16 protein-coding genes are annotated in these 19,164 nt (G+C 63.1%); 12 read left to right on the top strand and 4 right to left on the bottom strand.

Annotation, left to right across the window (positions count from 1 at the left end):
• Positions 1–14: 14 nt before the first annotated feature.
• Positions 15–1,523, top strand: a complete 1,509-nt coding sequence (locus AC07WT_RS27380; protein ID WP_494949355.1) for a PepSY-associated TM helix domain-containing protein — start codon at positions 15–17, stop codon at positions 1,521–1,523.
• A 98-nt stretch (positions 1,524–1,621) separates the two neighbouring features.
• On the opposite strand, the gene AC07WT_RS27375 is transcribed toward AC07WT_RS27380, so the two are convergent.
• Positions 1,622–3,145 (bottom strand): CoA-acylating methylmalonate-semialdehyde dehydrogenase, encoded by a 1,524-nt coding sequence (locus AC07WT_RS27375; protein ID WP_494949354.1) that lies wholly within the window; start codon positions 3,143–3,145, stop codon positions 1,622–1,624.
• 305 nt (positions 3,146–3,450) lie between these two features.
• Positions 3,451–3,861, bottom strand: a complete 411-nt coding sequence (hpaR, locus tag AC07WT_RS27370; protein ID WP_494951054.1) for a homoprotocatechuate degradation operon regulator HpaR — start codon at positions 3,859–3,861, stop codon at positions 3,451–3,453.
• 180 nt (positions 3,862–4,041) lie between these two features.
• On the opposite strand from hpaR, the gene AC07WT_RS27365 reads away from it, so the two are divergent.
• The 7 genes from AC07WT_RS27365 (at position 4,042) to hpaI (ending at position 10,117) form a co-directional block, all read left to right on the top strand.
• Positions 4,042–4,815: a fumarylacetoacetate hydrolase family protein gene (locus AC07WT_RS27365; protein ID WP_494949353.1), complete on the top strand. Its 774-nt coding sequence runs from the start codon at positions 4,042–4,044 to the stop codon at positions 4,813–4,815.
• Positions 4,812–5,570, top strand: a complete 759-nt coding sequence (locus tag AC07WT_RS27360) for a fumarylacetoacetate hydrolase family protein (protein WP_494949352.1) — start codon at positions 4,812–4,814, stop codon at positions 5,568–5,570. The genes AC07WT_RS27365 and AC07WT_RS27360 overlap by 4 nt, the downstream gene beginning before the upstream one ends.
• Before the next feature lie 71 nt (positions 5,571–5,641).
• Complete coding sequence (hpaE, locus tag AC07WT_RS27355) at positions 5,642–7,099, top strand: 5-carboxymethyl-2-hydroxymuconate semialdehyde dehydrogenase (protein WP_494949351.1); 1,458 nt, start codon at positions 5,642–5,644, stop codon at positions 7,097–7,099.
• A 52-nt stretch (positions 7,100–7,151) separates the two neighbouring features.
• Positions 7,152–8,015, top strand: a complete 864-nt coding sequence (gene hpaD / locus AC07WT_RS27350) for a 3,4-dihydroxyphenylacetate 2,3-dioxygenase (protein WP_494949350.1) — start codon at positions 7,152–7,154, stop codon at positions 8,013–8,015.
• A 17-nt stretch (positions 8,016–8,032) separates the two neighbouring features.
• Entirely contained in the window at positions 8,033–8,431 is a 399-nt protein-coding gene (locus AC07WT_RS27345; protein WP_494949349.1) for a 5-carboxymethyl-2-hydroxymuconate Delta-isomerase, read from the top strand.
• A gap of 35 nt (positions 8,432–8,466) precedes the next feature.
• Complete coding sequence (gene hpaH, locus AC07WT_RS27340; RefSeq protein WP_494949348.1) at positions 8,467–9,270, top strand: 2-oxo-hept-4-ene-1,7-dioate hydratase; 804 nt, start codon at positions 8,467–8,469, stop codon at positions 9,268–9,270.
• A gap of 43 nt (positions 9,271–9,313) precedes the next feature.
• Positions 9,314–10,117 carry a 4-hydroxy-2-oxoheptanedioate aldolase gene (hpaI, locus tag AC07WT_RS27335; RefSeq protein ID WP_494949347.1) on the top strand — a complete coding sequence of 268 codons (804 nt, stop codon included), beginning with the start codon at positions 9,314–9,316 and terminating at the stop codon, positions 10,115–10,117.
• A gap of 52 nt (positions 10,118–10,169) precedes the next feature.
• Here hpaI and AC07WT_RS27330 read toward each other — a convergent pair whose 3' ends face one another.
• Together AC07WT_RS27330 and AC07WT_RS27325 are read right to left on the bottom strand one after the other, a co-directional pair.
• Positions 10,170–11,438, bottom strand: coding sequence for an IS256 family transposase (locus AC07WT_RS27330; protein ID WP_494948792.1), 1,269 nt, complete (start codon positions 11,436–11,438; stop codon positions 10,170–10,172).
• Positions 11,439–11,515: 77 nt separating this feature from the next.
• On the bottom strand, positions 11,516–13,849 hold the full coding sequence (locus AC07WT_RS27325; protein WP_494949346.1) for an EAL domain-containing protein: 2,334 nt from the start codon (positions 13,847–13,849) through the stop codon (positions 11,516–11,518).
• A gap of 867 nt (positions 13,850–14,716) precedes the next feature.
• Here AC07WT_RS27325 and bcsD point away from each other — a divergent pair.
• The 4 genes from bcsD (at position 14,717) to bcsA (ending at position 19,161) form a co-directional block, all read left to right on the top strand.
• Complete coding sequence (gene bcsD, locus AC07WT_RS27320) at positions 14,717–15,172, top strand: cellulose biosynthesis protein BcsD (protein ID WP_494949345.1); 456 nt, start codon at positions 14,717–14,719, stop codon at positions 15,170–15,172.
• Positions 15,173–15,383: 211 nt separating this feature from the next.
• Complete coding sequence (gene bcsP, locus AC07WT_RS27315; RefSeq protein ID WP_494949344.1) at positions 15,384–16,175, top strand: cellulose biosynthesis protein BcsP; 792 nt, start codon at positions 15,384–15,386, stop codon at positions 16,173–16,175.
• Positions 16,172–16,960, top strand: a complete 789-nt coding sequence (gene bcsQ / locus AC07WT_RS27310; RefSeq protein ID WP_494949343.1) for a cellulose biosynthesis protein BcsQ — start codon at positions 16,172–16,174, stop codon at positions 16,958–16,960. The genes bcsP and bcsQ overlap by 4 nt, the downstream gene beginning before the upstream one ends.
• Positions 16,957–19,161 (top strand): UDP-forming cellulose synthase catalytic subunit, encoded by a 2,205-nt coding sequence (gene bcsA, locus AC07WT_RS27305; protein ID WP_494949342.1) that lies wholly within the window; start codon positions 16,957–16,959, stop codon positions 19,159–19,161. Before bcsQ ends, bcsA begins: the two co-directional genes overlap by 4 nt.
• The last annotated feature ends 3 nt before the right edge of the window (positions 19,162–19,164 follow it).

Here is a 19,164-nt window from a genome sequence, read left to right as displayed (position 1 = left end):
CTCAGGAGGATCGAATGTCCACCACGACCGTTCAACGCGTGGCTGCGCCGGCCAGCACGGCACACGCCGGCTATCGCACGCTATGGCGCTGGCACTTTTACGCAGCGCTCTTCGTCATGCCGTTCCTGGTGATACTCGCCATTACCGGGACCCTGTATTGCTTCCAGCCGCAAATCGAGCCGCTGCTTTATGCGCACCGGCTGATCGTCGAACCGCGGTCGACACCGAAGCTGACGCAGGATGCGCTATTGGCGAAGGCACGCGCGACGATGCCAGCCGAGGCAACAGCGGTGACCGTTGCGATCGCGCAGGCGCCCAACCGCAGCGCTGAATTCGTTTTCCGCCTCGCCGACGGTGAGAAGCAAAGCGTCTACGTGAATCCCTATAGCGGCGAAGTATTGGGCACGCTCAGTGTCGAGCACCGCTTCATGCAGGTGGACCGCATGCTTCATCGCAAGCTGCTGCTCGGCAAGCCCGGCGAGCTATTGATGGAGTTGGCGGCATGCTGGACGCTCGTGATGATCGGTACCGGCATCGCGTTGTGGTGGCCGCGGCGGCCGCGCGAAAAAACCACCGCGAGAGACGCACTGGTGCCGCGTTTCGCATTGAAAGGCCGCGCGTTGTGGAAGAACCTTCATGCGGTGACGGGCATCTGGCTCGCACTCGGCGCGCTGGCATTCGTGCTGACCGGCCTGCCCTGGTCGGGTTCGTGGGGCAAGCAGTTCAAGGCGCTCGCGACCAGCGCGAATCTGGGTGCGCCCGCGGGCTCGTGGGGTGGTCTGCCGCTGCGCTCCACGCGGCCGGCCATGCACGCCGACCGCGCAGGTGGCACGGGCGCATCGCCTCAAGGCCAAGCGCCGCACCACCTGAGCGATACGCAGGAATCGAACATGGAATCGATGCCCGGCATGGTGATGGACGACCTGCCGCTGCCTGTCACGCCGTGGGCCGTCGGCAACGCACCGGTGCCGGCATCCGCCAACACGCAAACTATGCAAGCAACGCAGGCGCTGCCGCTCGAACGCGTCGTCACGCTAATCGCGTCGCTCGGCGTGGCGAGCGGCTATGACATCGTGCTGCCCACGTCGCCTGCAGGTGTGTACACCGTCTCGTACTTTCCGGCCGATCCGCAACAGGAGCGCACGTTGTATATCGACCAATACAGCGGCGCGGTACTGAAGGACATCCGCTACGGCGACTACGGCGCCGTGTCGAAGGCCGTGTCGTACGGCACGTCCTTGCATATGGGCCGCTATTTCGGCGTCGCCAATCAGATTTTCTGTGCCGCGATTTCGCTTGGACTCGCGGGTATGGCTGTAACGGGCTGCGTGATGTGGTGGAAACGGCGGCCGCAGCGTTCGCTCGGTGCACCGGCACGCGAGCGCCCCGCGCCGCCGATGCGCGGCTGGAAAACCGGCCTCGTGTTGCTCGGCATCGTATTCCCGCTGATGGGCGTCACGCTGCTGGCGGTGTGGCTGGCCGACCGTGCGATATTCGGCCGCGTGTCTCGGCAAGCCGCATGAAGCGCTGTCTTTCCCAATCGGAAACCCTCAGATGCAAAGAAGCCGCGCCTGAATCAGGCGCGGCTTCTTAATTGCAGCAATACAGCTTGCGCGACGGCTTACTTCGCAACCGGCATCGTAAATTCGGCGCCCTTCGCGATGCTATCCGGCCAGCGCTGCATGATGCTCTTGTAGCGCGTATAGAAACGCACACCTTCTTCGCCGTAAGCGTGATGATCGCCGAACAGCGAACGCTTCCAGCCGCCGAACGAGTGCCAGGCCATCGGCACCGGAATCGGCACGTTGATGCCGACCATGCCCACCTGAATCTGCCGGCCGAACGCGCGCGCCACGCCGCCGTCGGACGTGAAAAGCGATACGCCGTTGGCGAACTCATGCGCGTTGATCAATTCGACCGCGCTCGCGAAATCGGGCACGCGCACCACCGCCAGCACCGGTCCGAAGATTTCTTCCTTGTAGATCTTCATGTCCGTGCGGACCTGGTCGAACAGCGTGCCGCCGATGAAGAAACCGTCTTCGCTCGCGACCGGATGCGCGCGGCCGTCGACGATCAGCTTCGCGCCTTGCGCCTCGCCCGATGCGATATAACCGGCCACCTTGGCCTTATGTTCGGCGGTCACCAACGGGCCCATTTCGGCGTCGAGGTTCTCGCCGTTCTTGATCACCAGCGACTTCACGCGCGGCACAAGGCGTTCGATCAGCTCATCGGCGACATGACCCACCGCCACCGCCACCGAAATCGCCATGCAGCGCTCGCCTGCCGAGCCGTAAGCGGCGCCGATCAAGGCGTCGACGGCCTGGTCGAGATCGGCGTCCGGCATCACCACCAGGTGATTCTTCGCGCCGCCCAGCGCCTGCACGCGTTTGCCGCGCTTCGACGCTTCCGTATAGATGTATTCGGCGATCGGCGTGGAGCCGACAAACGACAGCGCCGCCACGTCCGGATGTTCGATCAGCGCGTCGACCGCCACCTTGTCGCCGTTCACGACGTTGAACACGCCATCGGGCAGACCGGCTTCCTTCAGCAGTTCCGCGATCCGCAGCGATGCCGACGGATCACGTTCCGACGGCTTCAGCACGAACGTGTTGCCGCACGCGAGCGCGACCGGGAACATCCACATCGGCACCATTACCGGGAAATTGAACGGCGTAATGCCGGCGACCACGCCGAGCGGCTGGCGCAGATTCCAGTTGTCGATGCCGCCGCCGATCTGGTCGGTGAAATCGGTCTTCAGCAGATTCGGAATGCCGCAAGCGAACTCGACCACTTCGATGCCGCGCACCACTTCGCCTTGCGCGTCCGTGAATACCTTGCCGTGTTCGCGCGTGATCAGCAGCGCGAGTTCGTCGTGATGCCTGTTCAGCAGTTCCTTGAACTTGAACAGAATGCGCGCGCGCTTGAGCGGCGCGGTTTCGCTCCACGCGGCAAAGGCGGCCTTCGCGGCCTTGACGGCGGTGTCCACTTCCTCGACCGAAGCGAGCGCGACCGAACCGGTCACCTTGCCGGTGGCAGGATTGAACACGTCCTTGAAGCGGCCGCTGGTGGGCGCGGCCGGCGCGCCGCCGATGAAATGACCCAACTGCTGCGCCGACAGCTGCGCTTGTTCGTTCACTGCATTCATCTGGTTACCTCGTTCTCTGGAGGCCCGGTACGAATGACCACCGGGCAGGAAGCAAAAAAGATCAGGCTACGTCACGCAGCACATTGTCGGAGGTCCGCTCATCGGCAGGCTCCATGAAGACCTGCCAACTGTATCGACGGCGCCGGTCATATTCCCGATACAGCACAATAAAACCGCACCTCACTGTATTGTTTTTGGCGTCGCAACTGTATTGGAAAGTCCGGCGTGGGGCGCCGAGCGGCATTACCCGCGTTCAAGACAGGCCGCCGGCGCTGAACTTCAGTGCGGCCGAATGAACCGCTAACTCAGTCGCCGTCTTCCTCCTCGAGCCCCGCAAGCAGATCGTCGACCGCGCGATACACGCGCTCGACGATTTCCGGCCCGACCTTGCGCTCCAGATCGCGATAGTGCGCTTCGAGATCCTTCGAGATCACCCGCACCAGTTCCTCGCTCGCCGGCGTCAGCGACACCAGCACGCGGCGTTGGTCTTCCACGAAACGTTCCTTCGTCACCAGTTCCATGCTCTCCATGCGGGCAAGCACGCCGGCCATGCTCGGGCTCGAAATCGTGCAGATGTCGGAGATGTGGCGCGGCTCCATAGGGCCGTGCTCGTTGAGCGCGCGAATCACGCGCCATTGCTGTTCGGTCAGTCCGTGCGCGGTAATCAACGGGCGAAAACGCTCCATCATTTTTTCTCTGGCGCGCAGCAACAGCATCGGCAGATTGCGGTGCAGCACTCGGGTAGTAGCGGAAGCGGACATGGCGGAAGTTGAGTAGAAGCAGCCGTCAAAGCTTAAGGGAAAACCCGCGATCAGCCGACGGGCTATTGACCGCGAATGATATCAAGCGCAATACTACTAACATGTTAGTGTTCTCTCCGGGAGACAGCTGATTTTATGTTTGCACTTGCCGATCATCTGCTGCATCCCGAAGGCGACGCGCTGCCTCGCGACGTGGATGCACGCACCGTTGCCGCGTTGCTGGCGAGCGGCATGGCCTGCCGGCCGCCGGTTTCAGGCGCTGTCTACGGAACCTTGCTCAACGACCGGGCCGCATTGGACGCGCTAGGCGACGCCATGCATGCCCCGCCCTATCAAGCTCCGCCGAAGGCGCCGGTTCTTTATCTGAAGCCCCGCAATACGCTCGCCGGCCATCGCGCGCGTGTCGTCGTGCCCGACGACGCGTTGGGTGTGGAGGTCGGCGCGTCGCTGGGTATCGTGATCGGCCGCACCGCAACACGAGTTAGCACGGATCACGCGTTCGAGTACATCGCCGGCTATACGGTAGTCGCCGATCTGAGCGTGCCGCATGCGAGCTTTTACCGGCCTTCGGTACGCTTCAGCGCACGCGACGGTTTTTGCGTGGTCGGGCCGGCCGTGGTGGCGGCGCGTCATGTCCCGACACCGGACGATCTGACCATCGAGGTTCTGCTCGCGGGACGCGAGGCCTTCACCGCCAGCACCGCATCGTCGGTGCGCAACGTGGCGCAATTGATCGCGGACGTCACCGACTTCATGACGCTTTCCGCCGGCGACGTCATCACACTCGGCGTGCCGCACGGGTCGCCGGTCGCGCATATCGGCGACGTCGCCACCCTGTCGATCGGCGACCTGCCGTCGCTCGAAGTGTCGTTCGCCGGTGCACAAGAACAAGATGGGGAACAGCCATGATGCGCGGCCGTGTCGCGTACGCAGGCGCGATTCACGAAGCCTGGCCGGACACGAACGGCGTGCGCCTCGCCGACGGCCGTGTGCGTCGCGAGGATCAAGTCGTGTGGCTCGCGCCGATCGAGGTCGGCACGATCTTCGCGCTCGGCTTGAACTACGCCGAGCATGCGAAGGAACTGCAATTCACCCAGCAGGAAGAGCCGCTCGTTTTTCTCAAGGGCCCCGGCACGGTGCTCGGCCATCGCGGCGTGACGCGCCGCCCCGCGGACGTCACCTTCATGCACTACGAGTGCGAGCTGGCTGTCGTGATCGGGCAAACCGCGCGCAACGTCAAGCGCGAAAACGCCATGCAGCATGTGGCCGGCTACATGATCGCGAACGACTACGCGATCCGCGACTACCTGGAAAACTACTACCGCCCCAACCTGCGCGTGAAGAATCGCGACGGCGGCACGGTGCTTGGGCCCTGGTTCGTCGATGCGGCCGATATCGAAGACGTCACGCAACTCGAATTGCGCACTTATGTGAACGGCACGCGGCAGCAGCATGGCAATACTCGCGATCTGGTCGCCGATATTCCCGCGTTGATCGAGTACCTGAGCGGCTTCATGACGCTCGCGCCCGGCGACGTGATCCTGACCGGCACGCCGGAAGGCATCGTCAACGTCAATGCGGGCGACGAGGTGGTCTGCGAAATCGACGGCCTTGGCCGTCTCGTCAACACGATTGCATCCGACGCGGATTTTGGCCGCGCCTGATCGACTGCGTTGCATGGGATCGGAGTAAGCGCTAAAGCGCCAACTCCGATCGACAGGGAAAGGACAAGGCAATGCGAATCGAACATCTGATCAACGGCAAGCCGGGCACTGCTCGCGACTACTTCGAAACTGTCAATCCGGCGACGCAAGACGTGCTCGCCGAAGTCGCGCGCGGCACCGCGCAAGAAGTCGACGCCGCCGTGCGCGCGGCGCAAGAAGCGTTTCCGGCATGGGCCGGCAAACCCGCTACGGAACGCGCGAAACTGATTCGCAAACTCGGCGAGTTGATCGCGAAGAACGTGCCGGAAATCTCCGAGACCGAAACGAAAGACACCGGCCAGACGATCTCGCAAACGCGCAAGCAGCTCGTGCCGCGCGCCGCCGACAACTTCACCTATTTCGCGGAGATGTGCACGCGCGTCGACGGCCACACGTACCCCACCGATACGCATCTGAACTACACGCTGTTTCACCCGGTCGGCGTGTGCGCGCTGATTTCGCCGTGGAATGTGCCGTTCATGACGGCGACGTGGAAAGTCGCGCCCTGCCTCGCGTTCGGCAATACCGCGGTGCTGAAGATGAGCGAACTGTCGCCGCTGAGCGCGTCGATGCTCGGCAATCTCGCGCTCGAAGCCGGCATTCCGGCAGGCGTGCTGAACGTCGTGCACGGCTTCGGCAAGGAAACCGGCGAACCGCTGGTGGCGCATCCGGACGTGCGCGCGGTGTCGTTCACCGGATCGACAGTAACCGGCAACCGCATCGTGCAAACCGCTGGCCTGAAGAAATTCTCGATGGAACTCGGCGGCAAGTCGCCGTTCGTGATCTTCGACGACGCCGATTTCGAACGCGCGCTCGACGCCGCGGTATTCATGATCTTCTCGAACAACGGCGAACGCTGCACGGCAGGCTCGCGAGTTCTTGTACAGCGCTCGATTTACGCGCGCTTTGCCGAACGGTTCATCGAACGCGCGAAGCGTTTGACCGTTGGCGATCCGCTTGCCGACAGCACGATTGTCGGCCCGATGATCAGCCAGGAGCATCTGGCGAAAGTGCGCAGCTATATCGAACTCGGCCCGAAGGAAGGCGCGACGCTCGCATGCGGCGGACTCGACACGCCCGCACTGCCTGACGCGATGCGCAAAGGCAACTTCGTCCAGCCGACGGTGTTCGTCGATGTCGACAACCGCATGCGGATCGCGCAGGAAGAAATTTTCGGTCCGGTCGCCTGCCTGATTCCTTTCGACGACGAAGCCGACGCGATCAAACTCGCCAACGACATTTCATACGGCCTGTCGAGCTACATCTGGACCGAAAGCACCGGCCGCGCGCTTCGCGTCGCCGCGGCCGTCGAAGCGGGCATGTGCTTCGTCAACAGCCAGAACGTACGCGATTTGCGCCAGCCGTTCGGCGGCACCAAGGCATCGGGCGTGGGCCGGGAAGGCGGCACGTGGAGCTACGAGGTGTTCCTCGAACCGAAGAACGTGTGCGTGTCGCTCGGCTCGCATCACATTCCGCGCTGGGGCGTATGAGGTCGATGCGCGAGTGCATCGAGCCTCGCGCTACACAGAAAAGGAGACCGAGATGGGCAAACTCGCGTTGGCAGCAAAGGTGACTCACGTCCCGTCGTTGTATCTGTCCGAACTCGACGGTCCGCATCAAGGCTGCCGTCAGCCTGCTATCGACGGCCACCGTGAAATCGGCCGGCGTTGCCGCGAACTCGGCGTCGATACGATCGTCGTGTTCGACGTGCATTGGCTGGTGAACAGCGAATACCACATCAATTGCGCGCCGGCTTTCGAAGGCGTTTATACGAGCAACGAACTGCCGCACTTCATCAAGAACATGCCGTACGCGTATCCCGGCAACGTCGGCCTCGGCAATCTGATCGCGGAAGTCGCCAATGAAATGGGCGTGAAAAGCCGCGCGCACAGCGAGACTACGCTCGAACTCGAATACGGCACGCTGGTGCCGATGCGCTACATGAACAGCGACCAGCACTTCAAGGCCGTGTCGGTAGCGGGCTGGTGCATGTGGCACGACCTCGGGACCAGCGCGCGCTTCGGCCTCGCGGTGCGCCGCGCGATCGAGGAGCGTTACGACGGCACCGTGGCGATTCTGGCGAGCGGCTCGCTCAGCCACCACTTCGCCAACAACGGCACCGCCGAGCAGTTCATGCATCAGGTATGGAACCCGTTTCTCGAACAGATGGACCGCAGGGTGGTCGAGTTGTGGGAAGCCGGCGACTGGAAGACCTTCTGCGAAATGCTGCCGCTCTATAACGAAAAGTGCTGGGGCGAAGGCGGCATGCACGACACCGCGATGCTGCTCGGCGCACTCGGCTGGGATCGTTACGAGGGCAAGGTCGAAGTCATCACGCCTTACTTCGGCAGTTCGGGAACGGGCCAGATCAATGCGATCTTCCCTGTTACGCCCCTGCCCGCTTAAGCCTCGAGGAGCCCAACGTGCCGCACCTGACACTCGAATACAGCGCCAACCTGGCCGGCGCAGACAGCATCGGCCAACTGTGCAAGACCCTCGCTGATTGCCTCGATGCGCAGCGCGAGAACGGACAACGCGTCTATCCGCTCGGCGGAATTCGCGTGCGCGCAGTGCGCTGCGAGCAGTACTGCATCGCCGACGGCCGGCCCGACGCCGCGTTCCTGCACGCGAATCTGAAAATCGGCGCGGGCCGCTCCGAGACCACAAAGAAGGCGACTGGCGACACCTTGTTCGACTTGATCAAACAGCACTTCGCCGCGGAATTTGAACGGCACGGCTTGGCTTTATCGCTCGAAATCAATGAATTCAGCGAAGCGGGAACGTGGAAGCACAACAATTTGCACGCACGGCTCAAGGCCTGACCTCGGACCGAACAGCAGCTCATAGAGAATCTATCATGCTAGATGAACAGACTATCCGCGACCTCGCGGCGCAGCTCGACAACGCCGAGAAGACGCGTACGCCATTACGCCACTTCTCGGCCGCCTATCCCGGGATGACCGTACAGGACGGCTACGCGATTCAACGCGAGTGGGTGAAGCTGAAACTGGCCGAAGGCCATGTGATCAAGGGCCGCAAGATCGGGCTGACATCGCGTGCGATGCAGCGCTCGTCGCAGATCGACGAACCCGACTATGCGCCGCTGCTCGACAGCATGTTCATCGAAGGCGGCCAGGATATTCGCGCCGACCGCTTCATTGCGCCGCGCGTCGAGGTGGAACTGGCGTTCGTGTTGAGCAGACCGCTCAAAGGTCCTGGCGTCACCCTGTTCGACGTACTCGACGTGACGGCCTACGTGAGCCCGGCGGTGGAGATCATCGATGCGCGCATCGAACAATTCGACCGTGAGACGAAGGCGCCGCGCAAGGTCTACGACACCATTTCGGACTTCGCCGCGAGCGCCGGGATTGTTCTGGGCGGCCGTCCGGTGCGTCCGCTGGACGTCGATCTGCGCTGGGTCGGCGCGTTGCTTTACAAGAACGGCGCGGTGGAAGAAAGCGGACTCGCCGCCGCGGTGCTGAATCACCCGGCTACCGGCGTAGCGTGGCTCGCGAACAAGATCGCGCCGTACGACGAAGTCCTGAACGCGAACGACGTGATTCTGAGCGGTTCGTTCACGAGCCCGATTCCCGCACGTGCCGGCGACACGTTCCATGTCGACTATGGTCCGCTCGGCGGTATTGGTTTGAATTTCGTTTGAATTTTGTTTGAATTTTGTTTGAATTTCGTTTGAGTTTGCCGACATGTCTCTACCGCAAAATCCTTTCAAGCGTGCGCTCGCTGAAGGCCAACCGCAATTCGGCTTATGGGCCGCGCTTGCCGATGCCTACGTGACCGAATTACTGGCGACAGCCGGCTTCGACTGGTTGCTGATCGACAATGAACATGCACCGAACGACGTGCGTAGCACGCTGGCGCAATTGCAGGCGGTGGCCGCGTACGCATCGCATCCCGTGGTGCGTCCGGTGCGCAGCGACAGCGCGCTGATCAAGCAACTGCTCGATATCGGCGCACAGACCTTGTTATTGCCGATGATCGACACGCCCGAGCAGGCAGCCGACGCGGTCGCGGCAACGCGTTATCCGCCACAGGGGATTCGCGGCGTGGGCAGCGCGCTGGCGCGAGCCTCGCGTTGGAACCGGATAGCGGACTATCTGAGCACCGCGGCGCAAGAGTTATGCGTGCTGGTGCAGGTCGAGACCGTATTGGGGCTGGAAAATCTGCCGGCGATTGCGGGTGTGGAAGGTGTCGACGGCGTGTTTTTCGGACCGGCTGACCTGAGTGCTTCGATGGGTTTGCTGGGCAAGCCGGGCGATCCGCGGGTGCGCGAAGCGATCTGCAACGGCATCAGGACGGTACGGGAAGCAGGCAAGGCAGCGGGCGTACTGGCGCCGGACGCGGGGATCGCGGCTGAGTATCTGGCGGCGGGCGCGACGTTTGTGGCGGTGGGAACGGATACGGGGTTATTGAGCCGCGCGGCGGCGGATCTGGCGGCGTCGTACAAGAAGACGGCAGGGGCGGCTGCGGTGGTCAAGGGCGGGTACTAACGGCGCACAGGGAGGTGTCAGGAATTTTGTGTGCTGAGGTCGGTTAAAAATCTCAGCTGATGGCGGCGGTGAAGCGCTCGCCGAACAGAATGGCGAACTGATTGACTGCTTGCCGCCAGGTAACAGGTGGCATCTTCCAATCCTTTTCGATGTTGCGCAAGGCCAGGTACAGCAGTTTGCTGGCGGCTTCGTCGCTGGGGAAGTGACCGCGGTTCTTGACGATCTTTCGCAGCTGCATATGCATGCTCTCGATCGCATTGGTCGTGTATATGATCTTGCGTACTTCCGGCGGATAGGCGAAGAACGGGATGACTTGCTCCCATTGGCGCTGCCACATCGCGGCCACGGTGGGGAATTTGCGCCCCCACTCGCCTTGAGAGAAGGCTTGCAGGGCGACTGCCGCCGCTTCGGCCGTGGCAGCCTGATAGATCGGCTTGAGCGCGGTTGCCAGCGGCTTACGGTCCTTCCAGCTCGCCAGATTCAGCGAATTGCGGATCAGGTGCACGATGCACGTCTGGATCTGCGCGGCTGGATACACCGCTTCGATCGCCTCGGGGAAACCGCGCAAGCCATCGACGACGGCGATCAGGATGTCGTGCAAGCCACGGTTCTTCAGTTCGTTGAAGACCTTCAGCCAGAACTTGGCTCCCTCGGTTTGCTCGATCCACAAACCCAGCACTTCCTTGCGGCCGTCGGCGCGAATGCCCAGCGCCAGATACACCGCCTTGTTCCTGACCGTGCCTTCGTCGCGGATCTTCAGCCGAAGTGCGTCGAAATACACGATCGGATACATTGCCTCAAGCGGGCGTTGCTGCCACTGTTCGACCTCGGCCAGCACCTCATCGGTGACAGTCGAAATCAGATCGGGCGACACCTGCAGGCCATACAGTTCCAGCAAATGGCCCTGGATCTCGCGCACGCTCATGCCGCGCGCGTACATGCTGATGACGTGATCGTCGAAACCCGGCAGCCGGCGCTGATATTTGCCCACCAGTTGCGGCTCGAATGTCGCCTGCCGGTCACGCGGAATGTCCAGATTCAGTTCGCCGTTGGGCGTGATGACCGTCTTGCGGCTCGTGCCGTTGCGGTGGTTGCCGGCCTTGCCTTGCTCCGCCTCGTTCTCCAGGTGATGCGTTAGCTCCGCCGCCAGCATGCGCTCAGCCAGTTGCTTCTTCAGTTGCCCGGCCAGGCCCGATTCGCCGAGAACCGACTCCGCATCCTTGTTCTGAATCTGCGCCAGCAGTTGATCGATCAGTTCATCGGGGAACAGCTTCGGCGCCTTCGGGTTCTTGATCTTCTTAGTCACAGTTGCTTCGGTCATAGGACGTTGTTTCCGTTATCGTCTCATGACCTCGGCACACTAAAATTCTGACAGGCTCGCGCACAGGCAAAAAAACCTCAATCACTAGCGGGCCAGGGCAACCCCACAGAAGACCAATCCAGCTCCACCCCAACAACAGACCGTTCCTTAGCAAACTGCACAGCCAAAGTAACAGCTACACAAGGCCGGCCGCTGGCCAAAGAAAGATAAGGATTGCTCGTCACAGCCACCCCGGGCAACAAAACCGCATTACGAAAATAAGGCCGATGATCCCACCTCGCATCGCGCGGATTCGCAACAGGATACAGCGAAGTCGCTTCGCTGCTCCATGCCGGCCCTCGCACCTCATGCCCGATCTGCCGCCCCGAGTCATCCAGAATAAAGCAGCTGACACACCGCTCAAACGTAGCGAGAGAAGCAAACGCCTCATCCATCGCCACACCGGCTCGCAAATCGTCGGCCGCGCTATTCAAAGCCACCCGGTAAGGCTCGACCTCGCTTTCGAACAATGCATGCTGGTGCGCACGCCCTTGCGCGATAACGTCGAACGCATCGTCGATCCGCCGGCGCACCGATTCCGGCGGCGCCATCTCGGCAGCCGGCCGCCCGAGCAGATATCCCTGTGCAAAATCCACATTCGACGCCACCGCGAGGATCAGCTCCTCGGTCGTCTCGACACCCTCCACCACCACCAGCATCCCCGCCTGGTGCAGCAGCGATACCAGCTTCGGCAAGATCGGCTGCTCGGTACCGGGATTCGTCGCGCGAATCAGTTCGCCGTCGAGCTTGACGAGATCCGGACGGATCCGGAACAGCCGGTCGAGATTCGATTGACCCGCGCCGAAATCGTCGACGGCGATCAGAAAACCGTGCTCCCGATACAAGGCCGCCGCCCGCGACATTTCGTCGACGCTGCCGCCGTGCGACTCGAGAATCTCGAGAATCACCCGCTCCGGTTCGAGCCCCACCGCCCGCACAATCGCCGCGAGCTGATCGGCGTAACCTTGGGCGATGAAGGTGGCCGGCAGAATGTTGAGGAACAGCCACGCACTCGCGGGCAGCGCCTCGCGCGCATTGCCCAGATGCACGGCATGACTCGCACGATCGAGCGCGCCTTCGTCGTTGCGAGGGTTCGGCGCGAACAGCACGACCGGCGGCACCAGCGTGCCGTCGTCGTGCTCGCCGCGCAGCAACGCCTCAAAGCCCACCTGCTTCTGATGCGACAAGCTGTAAAGCGGCTGGAAGTGCGAGGTCAGGTAATAGTTGTCCCATCGCTGCCTGCGCGCCACCGCGCCGCCCTCCGTGCGCGCCGCTTCGGACACGAGTTGCAGCGCCTCGCCCGGCAGCGCGTGTTCGGCGCACACGCGGTTTCGGCCCGAGTGCTTGGCGCGCAGCAACGCCTGGTCGGCGCGGTCGAGCAGCACCATGATGTTTTCGCCGCGGCGGTGTTCGGCCACCCCGAAGCTCGCGCTCAGATAGCCGTCCGGACGCTCGAGCGCGGCAATCGCGCCGCGCAGGCGCTCGGCCAGTTCGAGCGCGCCGGCGAGGCCCTCATGCAGCAGCACCGCGAACTCCTCGCCGCCGATGCGGCTGACGCTGTCTTCCGCCGTGGTATGTTCCATCAGCGCCTGGGCGACCTGATACAGCGCATGGTCGCCGACAGCATGGCCGAAGCGGTCGTTCAGCGATTTGAAACTGTCGATGTCGAGAAAGATCGCGCTGACTCGCGCATCAGGCGCCATGGTTTCGAGGCGGTGCTCGGCCTGCTTGACGAACGCGCGACGGGTTTGCAAGCCGGTCAGCGGATCGGTCGCGGCGAGTTTTGCCAACTGGCTCTCGAGCAGAAAGTGGTTGCGCCGGAACCGGTAAAAGCCGAAGTGAAACACCGCGGAAGTCGGCATGCCGATCGCCGCGATCCACATCCACGTAACGATGTCGACGTCATGCGTGCGCGGCACGCCGAGCAGCAAGGCGAGCGCCGCCGCATAGAAGAGCGTGCTGCCCACCCAGAAATGCGTCGGCGTGAGCCACAGCGGCGCCGCGCAGATCGGAATCGCCACGAGAGCGGGCAGCGCCCACAGCAACGGCTGATCGACCCCGGAGATGTTCAGCGCGAGCCCCGCCACCAGCGACAGCGAGTACGCCACGCCGATCGCGCCGAATGCCCAGGTCGTATTCGCGCGCGGAATCGCCTGCACCAGCAGGCCGAGCACCGGTGCGCAAGCGAGCCGGTACGACAGCGGCAGCGCCGGACCGCCGACAAAGTTGCGCGCCCCCACGAAGCACAGGAATGCGACCACGGTAAACGCCATCGTTACCGTCGAAAGCGGACGCTGGTGCTCCAGCGATCGTCGATGGAAACGCTCGCGCAAGCCGGCATCGGCCTGTTGCCTCGTTGAGGTGGAAAGCATATTGATAGGGATAGTTATCAGGCTGGTTCCGGTCACTCTGCCAATGTATAACGGCAACCATCAGACAAATATTTACCCCTTCCACGTAAATAGACATGCGGCGAGATTCGGCTCTTTCATCGCGCCCGCCGGAAAACCTCGACACACTGCGCCGGCAAACGTTTGCCAATCGCCGGCACGCTGCACATCACCGGCACGTCAGCTGCGCCACAGCGCGGCCCGCCACCTTCCATCTGACGCCGCCCCGCTATGCCGCCATCACGCGATCGCGGCCCGACGCCCTGACGGCACATAGCGCGGCGGCGGTCGCCAGGCGCAACACGCCGAACGCCTCACCGCCCAGCCGCCCGAATACATCGCCGACCCGCATCGCCGACCCGCACGTTGCGGGTGATGAAGGCCGCGAAGCAAAAGATCGGTGCGTGTCGCACGGGCAAGATCCAGCAAGAAACGTTCAGGGACCAGTAGCCTGTTGCAGTCGCCTAAATGCAAAGTGTTGTATTTACAATGCGGCCGAGCGCGGGAAAGTTTCGCTGAAAGATGCCGTTATCGCGGCCAAGACACAGGCATTTGAAACGGCGCATCCGGCGGCGGGCCGCCGGAGAAAGCAATTCACGCCGCAAAAATGCATATTGCCCATGGCTTCGATTTCATCTTGCGCGCGTCTAAGCTGACGAATGGAAAGTAGCTAAATCTTAATGTCTTAAGTAGACTGCGCCGAACTATGCCGGGACAGATTGAACGAATTCGGTAAAAAGTAACTGCGGACGCGTGCAATGCGCGCTCCCTGTCGCAACACTTTCATTGGCATGCGGCTGTCTGCGCCCGTTCTACACGGGTTGATGCAACGGCCATTTCCCGGAAAATATGGTCCCAATTCTCGACTACCTGCTGGAACGCCAAATCTCGCCGCAGTGGCGAGGCATGCTGACTGCACTGGCCCACGAGTTCGAAGCGCAGATCGGCCGCGATGAATTGCGCCAACTGATGTACCGCGTCGGCTGCCGGTTTGCGGCGGCACATCAACTGCCAGCCTGCGAATCTACCGCCGGACTCGTGCAGACGTTGAACCTGTATTGGCATGAAATGGATTGGGGCTACGTCGAACTATCCGACGAGGCCGCGTGTCTGCGCATCGTCCATTACTGCGCGCCGCTGCGGACCTTCGGCGACGCGGCGCTGGCATGGACGCCCGCGTTCCTCCAGGGCGTCTATCAGACGTGGTTGAGCGCGTTGGGCGCACAAGGCCTGTCGGTCGCGCAGACCAGCGAGTACGGCGAGGACACCGCGATCGAATTCCGCCTCGGCCGGCATCCTGCTTGAGCGGGACGTGAAAGCGTCAGGCAGGTAGCGGCAGATGACGGGCAAATAGCGGGAAAGTAGCGGGCAGGCAGCGGACAGGTACCGAGCGGGTAACAGACAGCGGATATGACGCGCCAGACCGGTGCGCGTGAAGTAGCAGGATCAGCGTTTTTGCGCCGCGAGTAAAGGTAAGGATGAGGGTAAGGCAAGTCATGAATAAGACGGCGGCACTATGAGTTCATCGAGCGACATCGAAAAACTATTCGGTCATTTCGGCGGCGACGCCGGCGCATACCAGGAAATCAGCCGCGAAAACGAAGCGCGCTCGGCGCGCACGCGTTGGCCGCTGCTGGTGACGCTGGATCTGACGCAGCCGGAGATTCCGGCGATCGGGCCGCGCCGTGGGGCCGCCGCCCAGACTCCGGCGGACGACGCGTCGCAGCAGGCCGCGAATCGTCAGGGCACGACATCCAAAGACGCCGCCTCGGTTACGCGCGCACGAGCGCCGCTGTTCACCCGGCCGCATCGGCGCGACATTCCGCCGGTCGCCGCAGTGGTGCAGCCCGCCGTGCGGCCCGCCGGTCCGCGCGGCGCCGCGCGCTTCAGCGTGCTGGAAACGAAAGACGGCGACACGGCACAGGCGGAACCTGCCGCGGCCCGGATCGATGCGGTAGCGCCCGTGGCGCCGCAAGCCGGCATTCAGGCCATACCGCCGCGAACCAGCATCCCGTCCGCACCTGCGCCAACGTGGGCGCGAGCGCCGCTTCCGGCACCCGCTCTTGCTCCCGCCGCCAAACCTGCTTCGATCCTCGGCAAGCTGTTCGCGCCTGAACCCGAGCCCGCACCGCTGCAAGCGCCGGCCGCGGCGACCGGGTCCGCGCCCTTGCTATCGGTCTTCGACCGTCTGCGCGGCGCCGCCTCTCAACCGGCCAGCTCGCCGGCCACCACACCGGCCAGCGCCGCACGTCCGGTTGCGCCCGCCGCCTCCAACTCGTGGCTGGTCAACGGCCCGCGCCGCTCATGAAAGTCGTTGCGGTGGTGTCCGCTAAAGGCGGGGTCGGTAAAACCACCCTCGCCGCCAATCTCGCTTCCGTGCTCGCCCATAGCGGCCGGCGTGTGATCGCACTCGATCTCGATCCGCAAAACGCGCTGCGCCTGCATTTCGGCGTGCCGCTCGACAGCGTCGACGGTTTGTCGCGCGCGACGCTGACGGGCGATCCGTGGCATTCCGTGATGTTCGACGGCGTCGACGGCGTGACCGTGCTGCCCTACGGCGCGGTGCTCGAAGACGACCGCCGCCGCTTCGAGGCGTATATCGACCAGGAACCGCGATGGCTCGCGCACGCGTTGCAAGCGCTGCGGCTCGACGCGTCCGACGTCGTCATCATCGACACGCCGCCGGGTTCGTCCGCGTATGCGCGCGCCGCGTTGTGCTCGGCCACCTTCGCGCTGAACGCGGTGCTCGCCGACGCCGCCTCTTACGCGGCGATCCCGCACATGGAACGGATGATCGAGGCGTATGCCGCGCCGCGCGCCGAGTTCGGCGGCGTTGGCTACGTGGTCAATCAGATCGACCAGTCGCGCCAGCTGACCAAAGACGTCCTCAAGGTCTTGCGCCAGATGCTCGGCGGCAAGCTGTTCCCCGGCGTGATCCATCTGGACGAAGGCGTGAGCGAGGCGCTCGCCTGCGACACCACGCTGATCCACTACGATCCGCTCAGCCAGGCCGCCGCCGATTTCCGCGCGTGCGGCAACTGGCTGATGGCGGCCGTCGATGCGATCGCCGTCTCGCCGAGGAACGTCGCATGAGCACGCCGAGCGCACCGCGCGCCGACACGGCCGAGCCGCCGCGATTCGAACGCTTCGTCGACGCGCGCTTCTGGAACAGCAGGATCGTGACCGGGATCGTCACGCTGTTCGCACTGGTGACGCTGTACTTCGTGTTCACCGTACCGCTCGCGTTCTATGAGCAGTTGATGTTCGCGACCTGCTGCTTCGTCTGCGCGCTGCTGTTTCGCCGCCTGCCGGGCCGGTACGCGACGATGGTGATGATCATGCTATCGGTGGTGACATCCGGCCGCTATATATACTGGCGCCTGACCTCGACCACCTACTGGGAACATCCGCTCGACGCCGCATGGGGTTTGCTGCTGGTGTCGGCGGAGGTGTATTCGACCGTCGTGCTGCTGCTCGGCTACTTCCAGACCGCGTGGCCGCTCAAGCGTGCGCCGCTGCCGCTGCCCGCTTCACGCGACGCCTGGCCGACCGTCGACGTGTTCATTCCGACCTACAACGAACCGCTCGCGGTAGTGAAGCCGACCATCTTCGCCGCGCTCGCGCTCGACTATCCGGCCGACAGGATCTCGATCCACGTGCTCGACGACGGCCGCCGCCCCGAGTTCAAGGCGTTCTGCGAGGAAGTCGGCGTCAACTGGACGATCCGCACGCACAACCGCCACGCGAAAGCCGGCAATATCAACGAAGCGTTGAAGATCACCAGCGGCGAGTACCTCGCGATCTTCGACTGCGATCACATTCCGACTCGCTCGTTCCTGCAGATCGGCCTCGGCTGGTTCCTGCGCGACAAGCTGCTGTCGATGCTGCAAACGCCGCACCATTTCTTTTCCGCCGATCCGTTCGAGCGCAATCTCGGCACCTTCCGCAAGGTGCCGAACGAAGGCGAACTGTTCTACGGTCTCGTGCAGGACGGCAACGATCTGTGGAACGCGACTTTCTTCTGCGGTTCGTGCGCGTTGCTGCGCCGGACCATGGTGGAAGAAATCGGCGGCATCGCGGTCGAGACCGTCACCGAAGACGCGCACACCGCATTGAAGCTGCACCGCCTCGGCTACACCACCGCGTATCTGGCGATTCCGCAAGCGGCGGGGCTTGCGACCGAAAGCCTGTCGGGCCACATCGGCCAGCGGATTCGCTGGGCGCGCGGCATGACGCAGATCTTCCGGATCGACAATCCGCTGACCGGCAAGGGTTTGAAAATCGGCCAGCGGCTCTGTTATCTGAACGCGATGATGCACTTCTTCTACGGCATCCCGCGTCTGGTGTTCCTTACCGCGCCGCTGTCGTATCTGTTCTTTGGCGCGCACGTGATCGAAGCCGCCGCCAGTACGATCGCGATCTACGCGCTGCCGCACATGATGCACGCGAGCATCACCAACTCGCGGATGCAGCGCGCGTTCCGCCATTCGTTCTGGGCCGAAGTGTACGAGTCGGTGCTGGCCTCGTACATCACCGCGCCGACTTTGCTCGCGCTGATCAACCCGAAGCTCGGCAAGTTCAACGTAACGGCCAAGGGCGGCCAGATCGAGAAGAACTACTTCGACTGGGCGATCTCGCGGCCGTATCTGTTCCTGCTGTTGCTCAACCTGATCGGCTTTTGCGTCGGCATCGCGCACATCTACCTGAACTGGAATGTGCACAGCGTGGTGCAGACCACCCTGCTGAACCTCGGCTGGACCACCTACAACATGCTGATCCTCGGCGCGAGCGTGGCCGCCGCAAGCGAGCGCCGGCAGATTCGCGCGGTGCACCGCGTGGCGATGCAAATGCCGGTGATGCTGAAGTTTTCGACCGGCCGCACGCTCGCCTGCGAAACCATCGACTACTCGGAAGGCGGCGTCGGCGTGGCGCTGCCCGGCAACATCGAAGTGCCGATGCACGAACGCGTGAGCGTGTCGCTGTTTCGCGGCGACGAGGAATATGCGTTCCCCGCCACCGTCGGTTTCGCCGCGCCGGGCCGCGTCGGCCTGCGCTTTTCCGCACTGACGCGCCAACAGGAATACGAGTTCGTCAAGACCACGTTCGCGCGCGCCGATGCATGGACCGGTTGGGCCGAAGGACGTCAGCAGGACACACCGCTGCGCGGTCTGTCGCATGTGCTGACGGTCGGCGTGCGCGGCATTCTGGGCCTGTTCGAACATCTTTATGCCGACCTTCGAAGCTCGATGAAAAGCCGTCCAGTGGACGTCAAGAAGCTAAAAACCAAAGATTGATCT

It is taken from the genome of Paraburkholderia sp. GW821-FHT02A12, assembly GCF_059422005.1.
The sequence above is the reverse complement of the archived record's forward strand: the minus strand, read 5'-3'. Positions and strand labels throughout refer to the sequence as shown.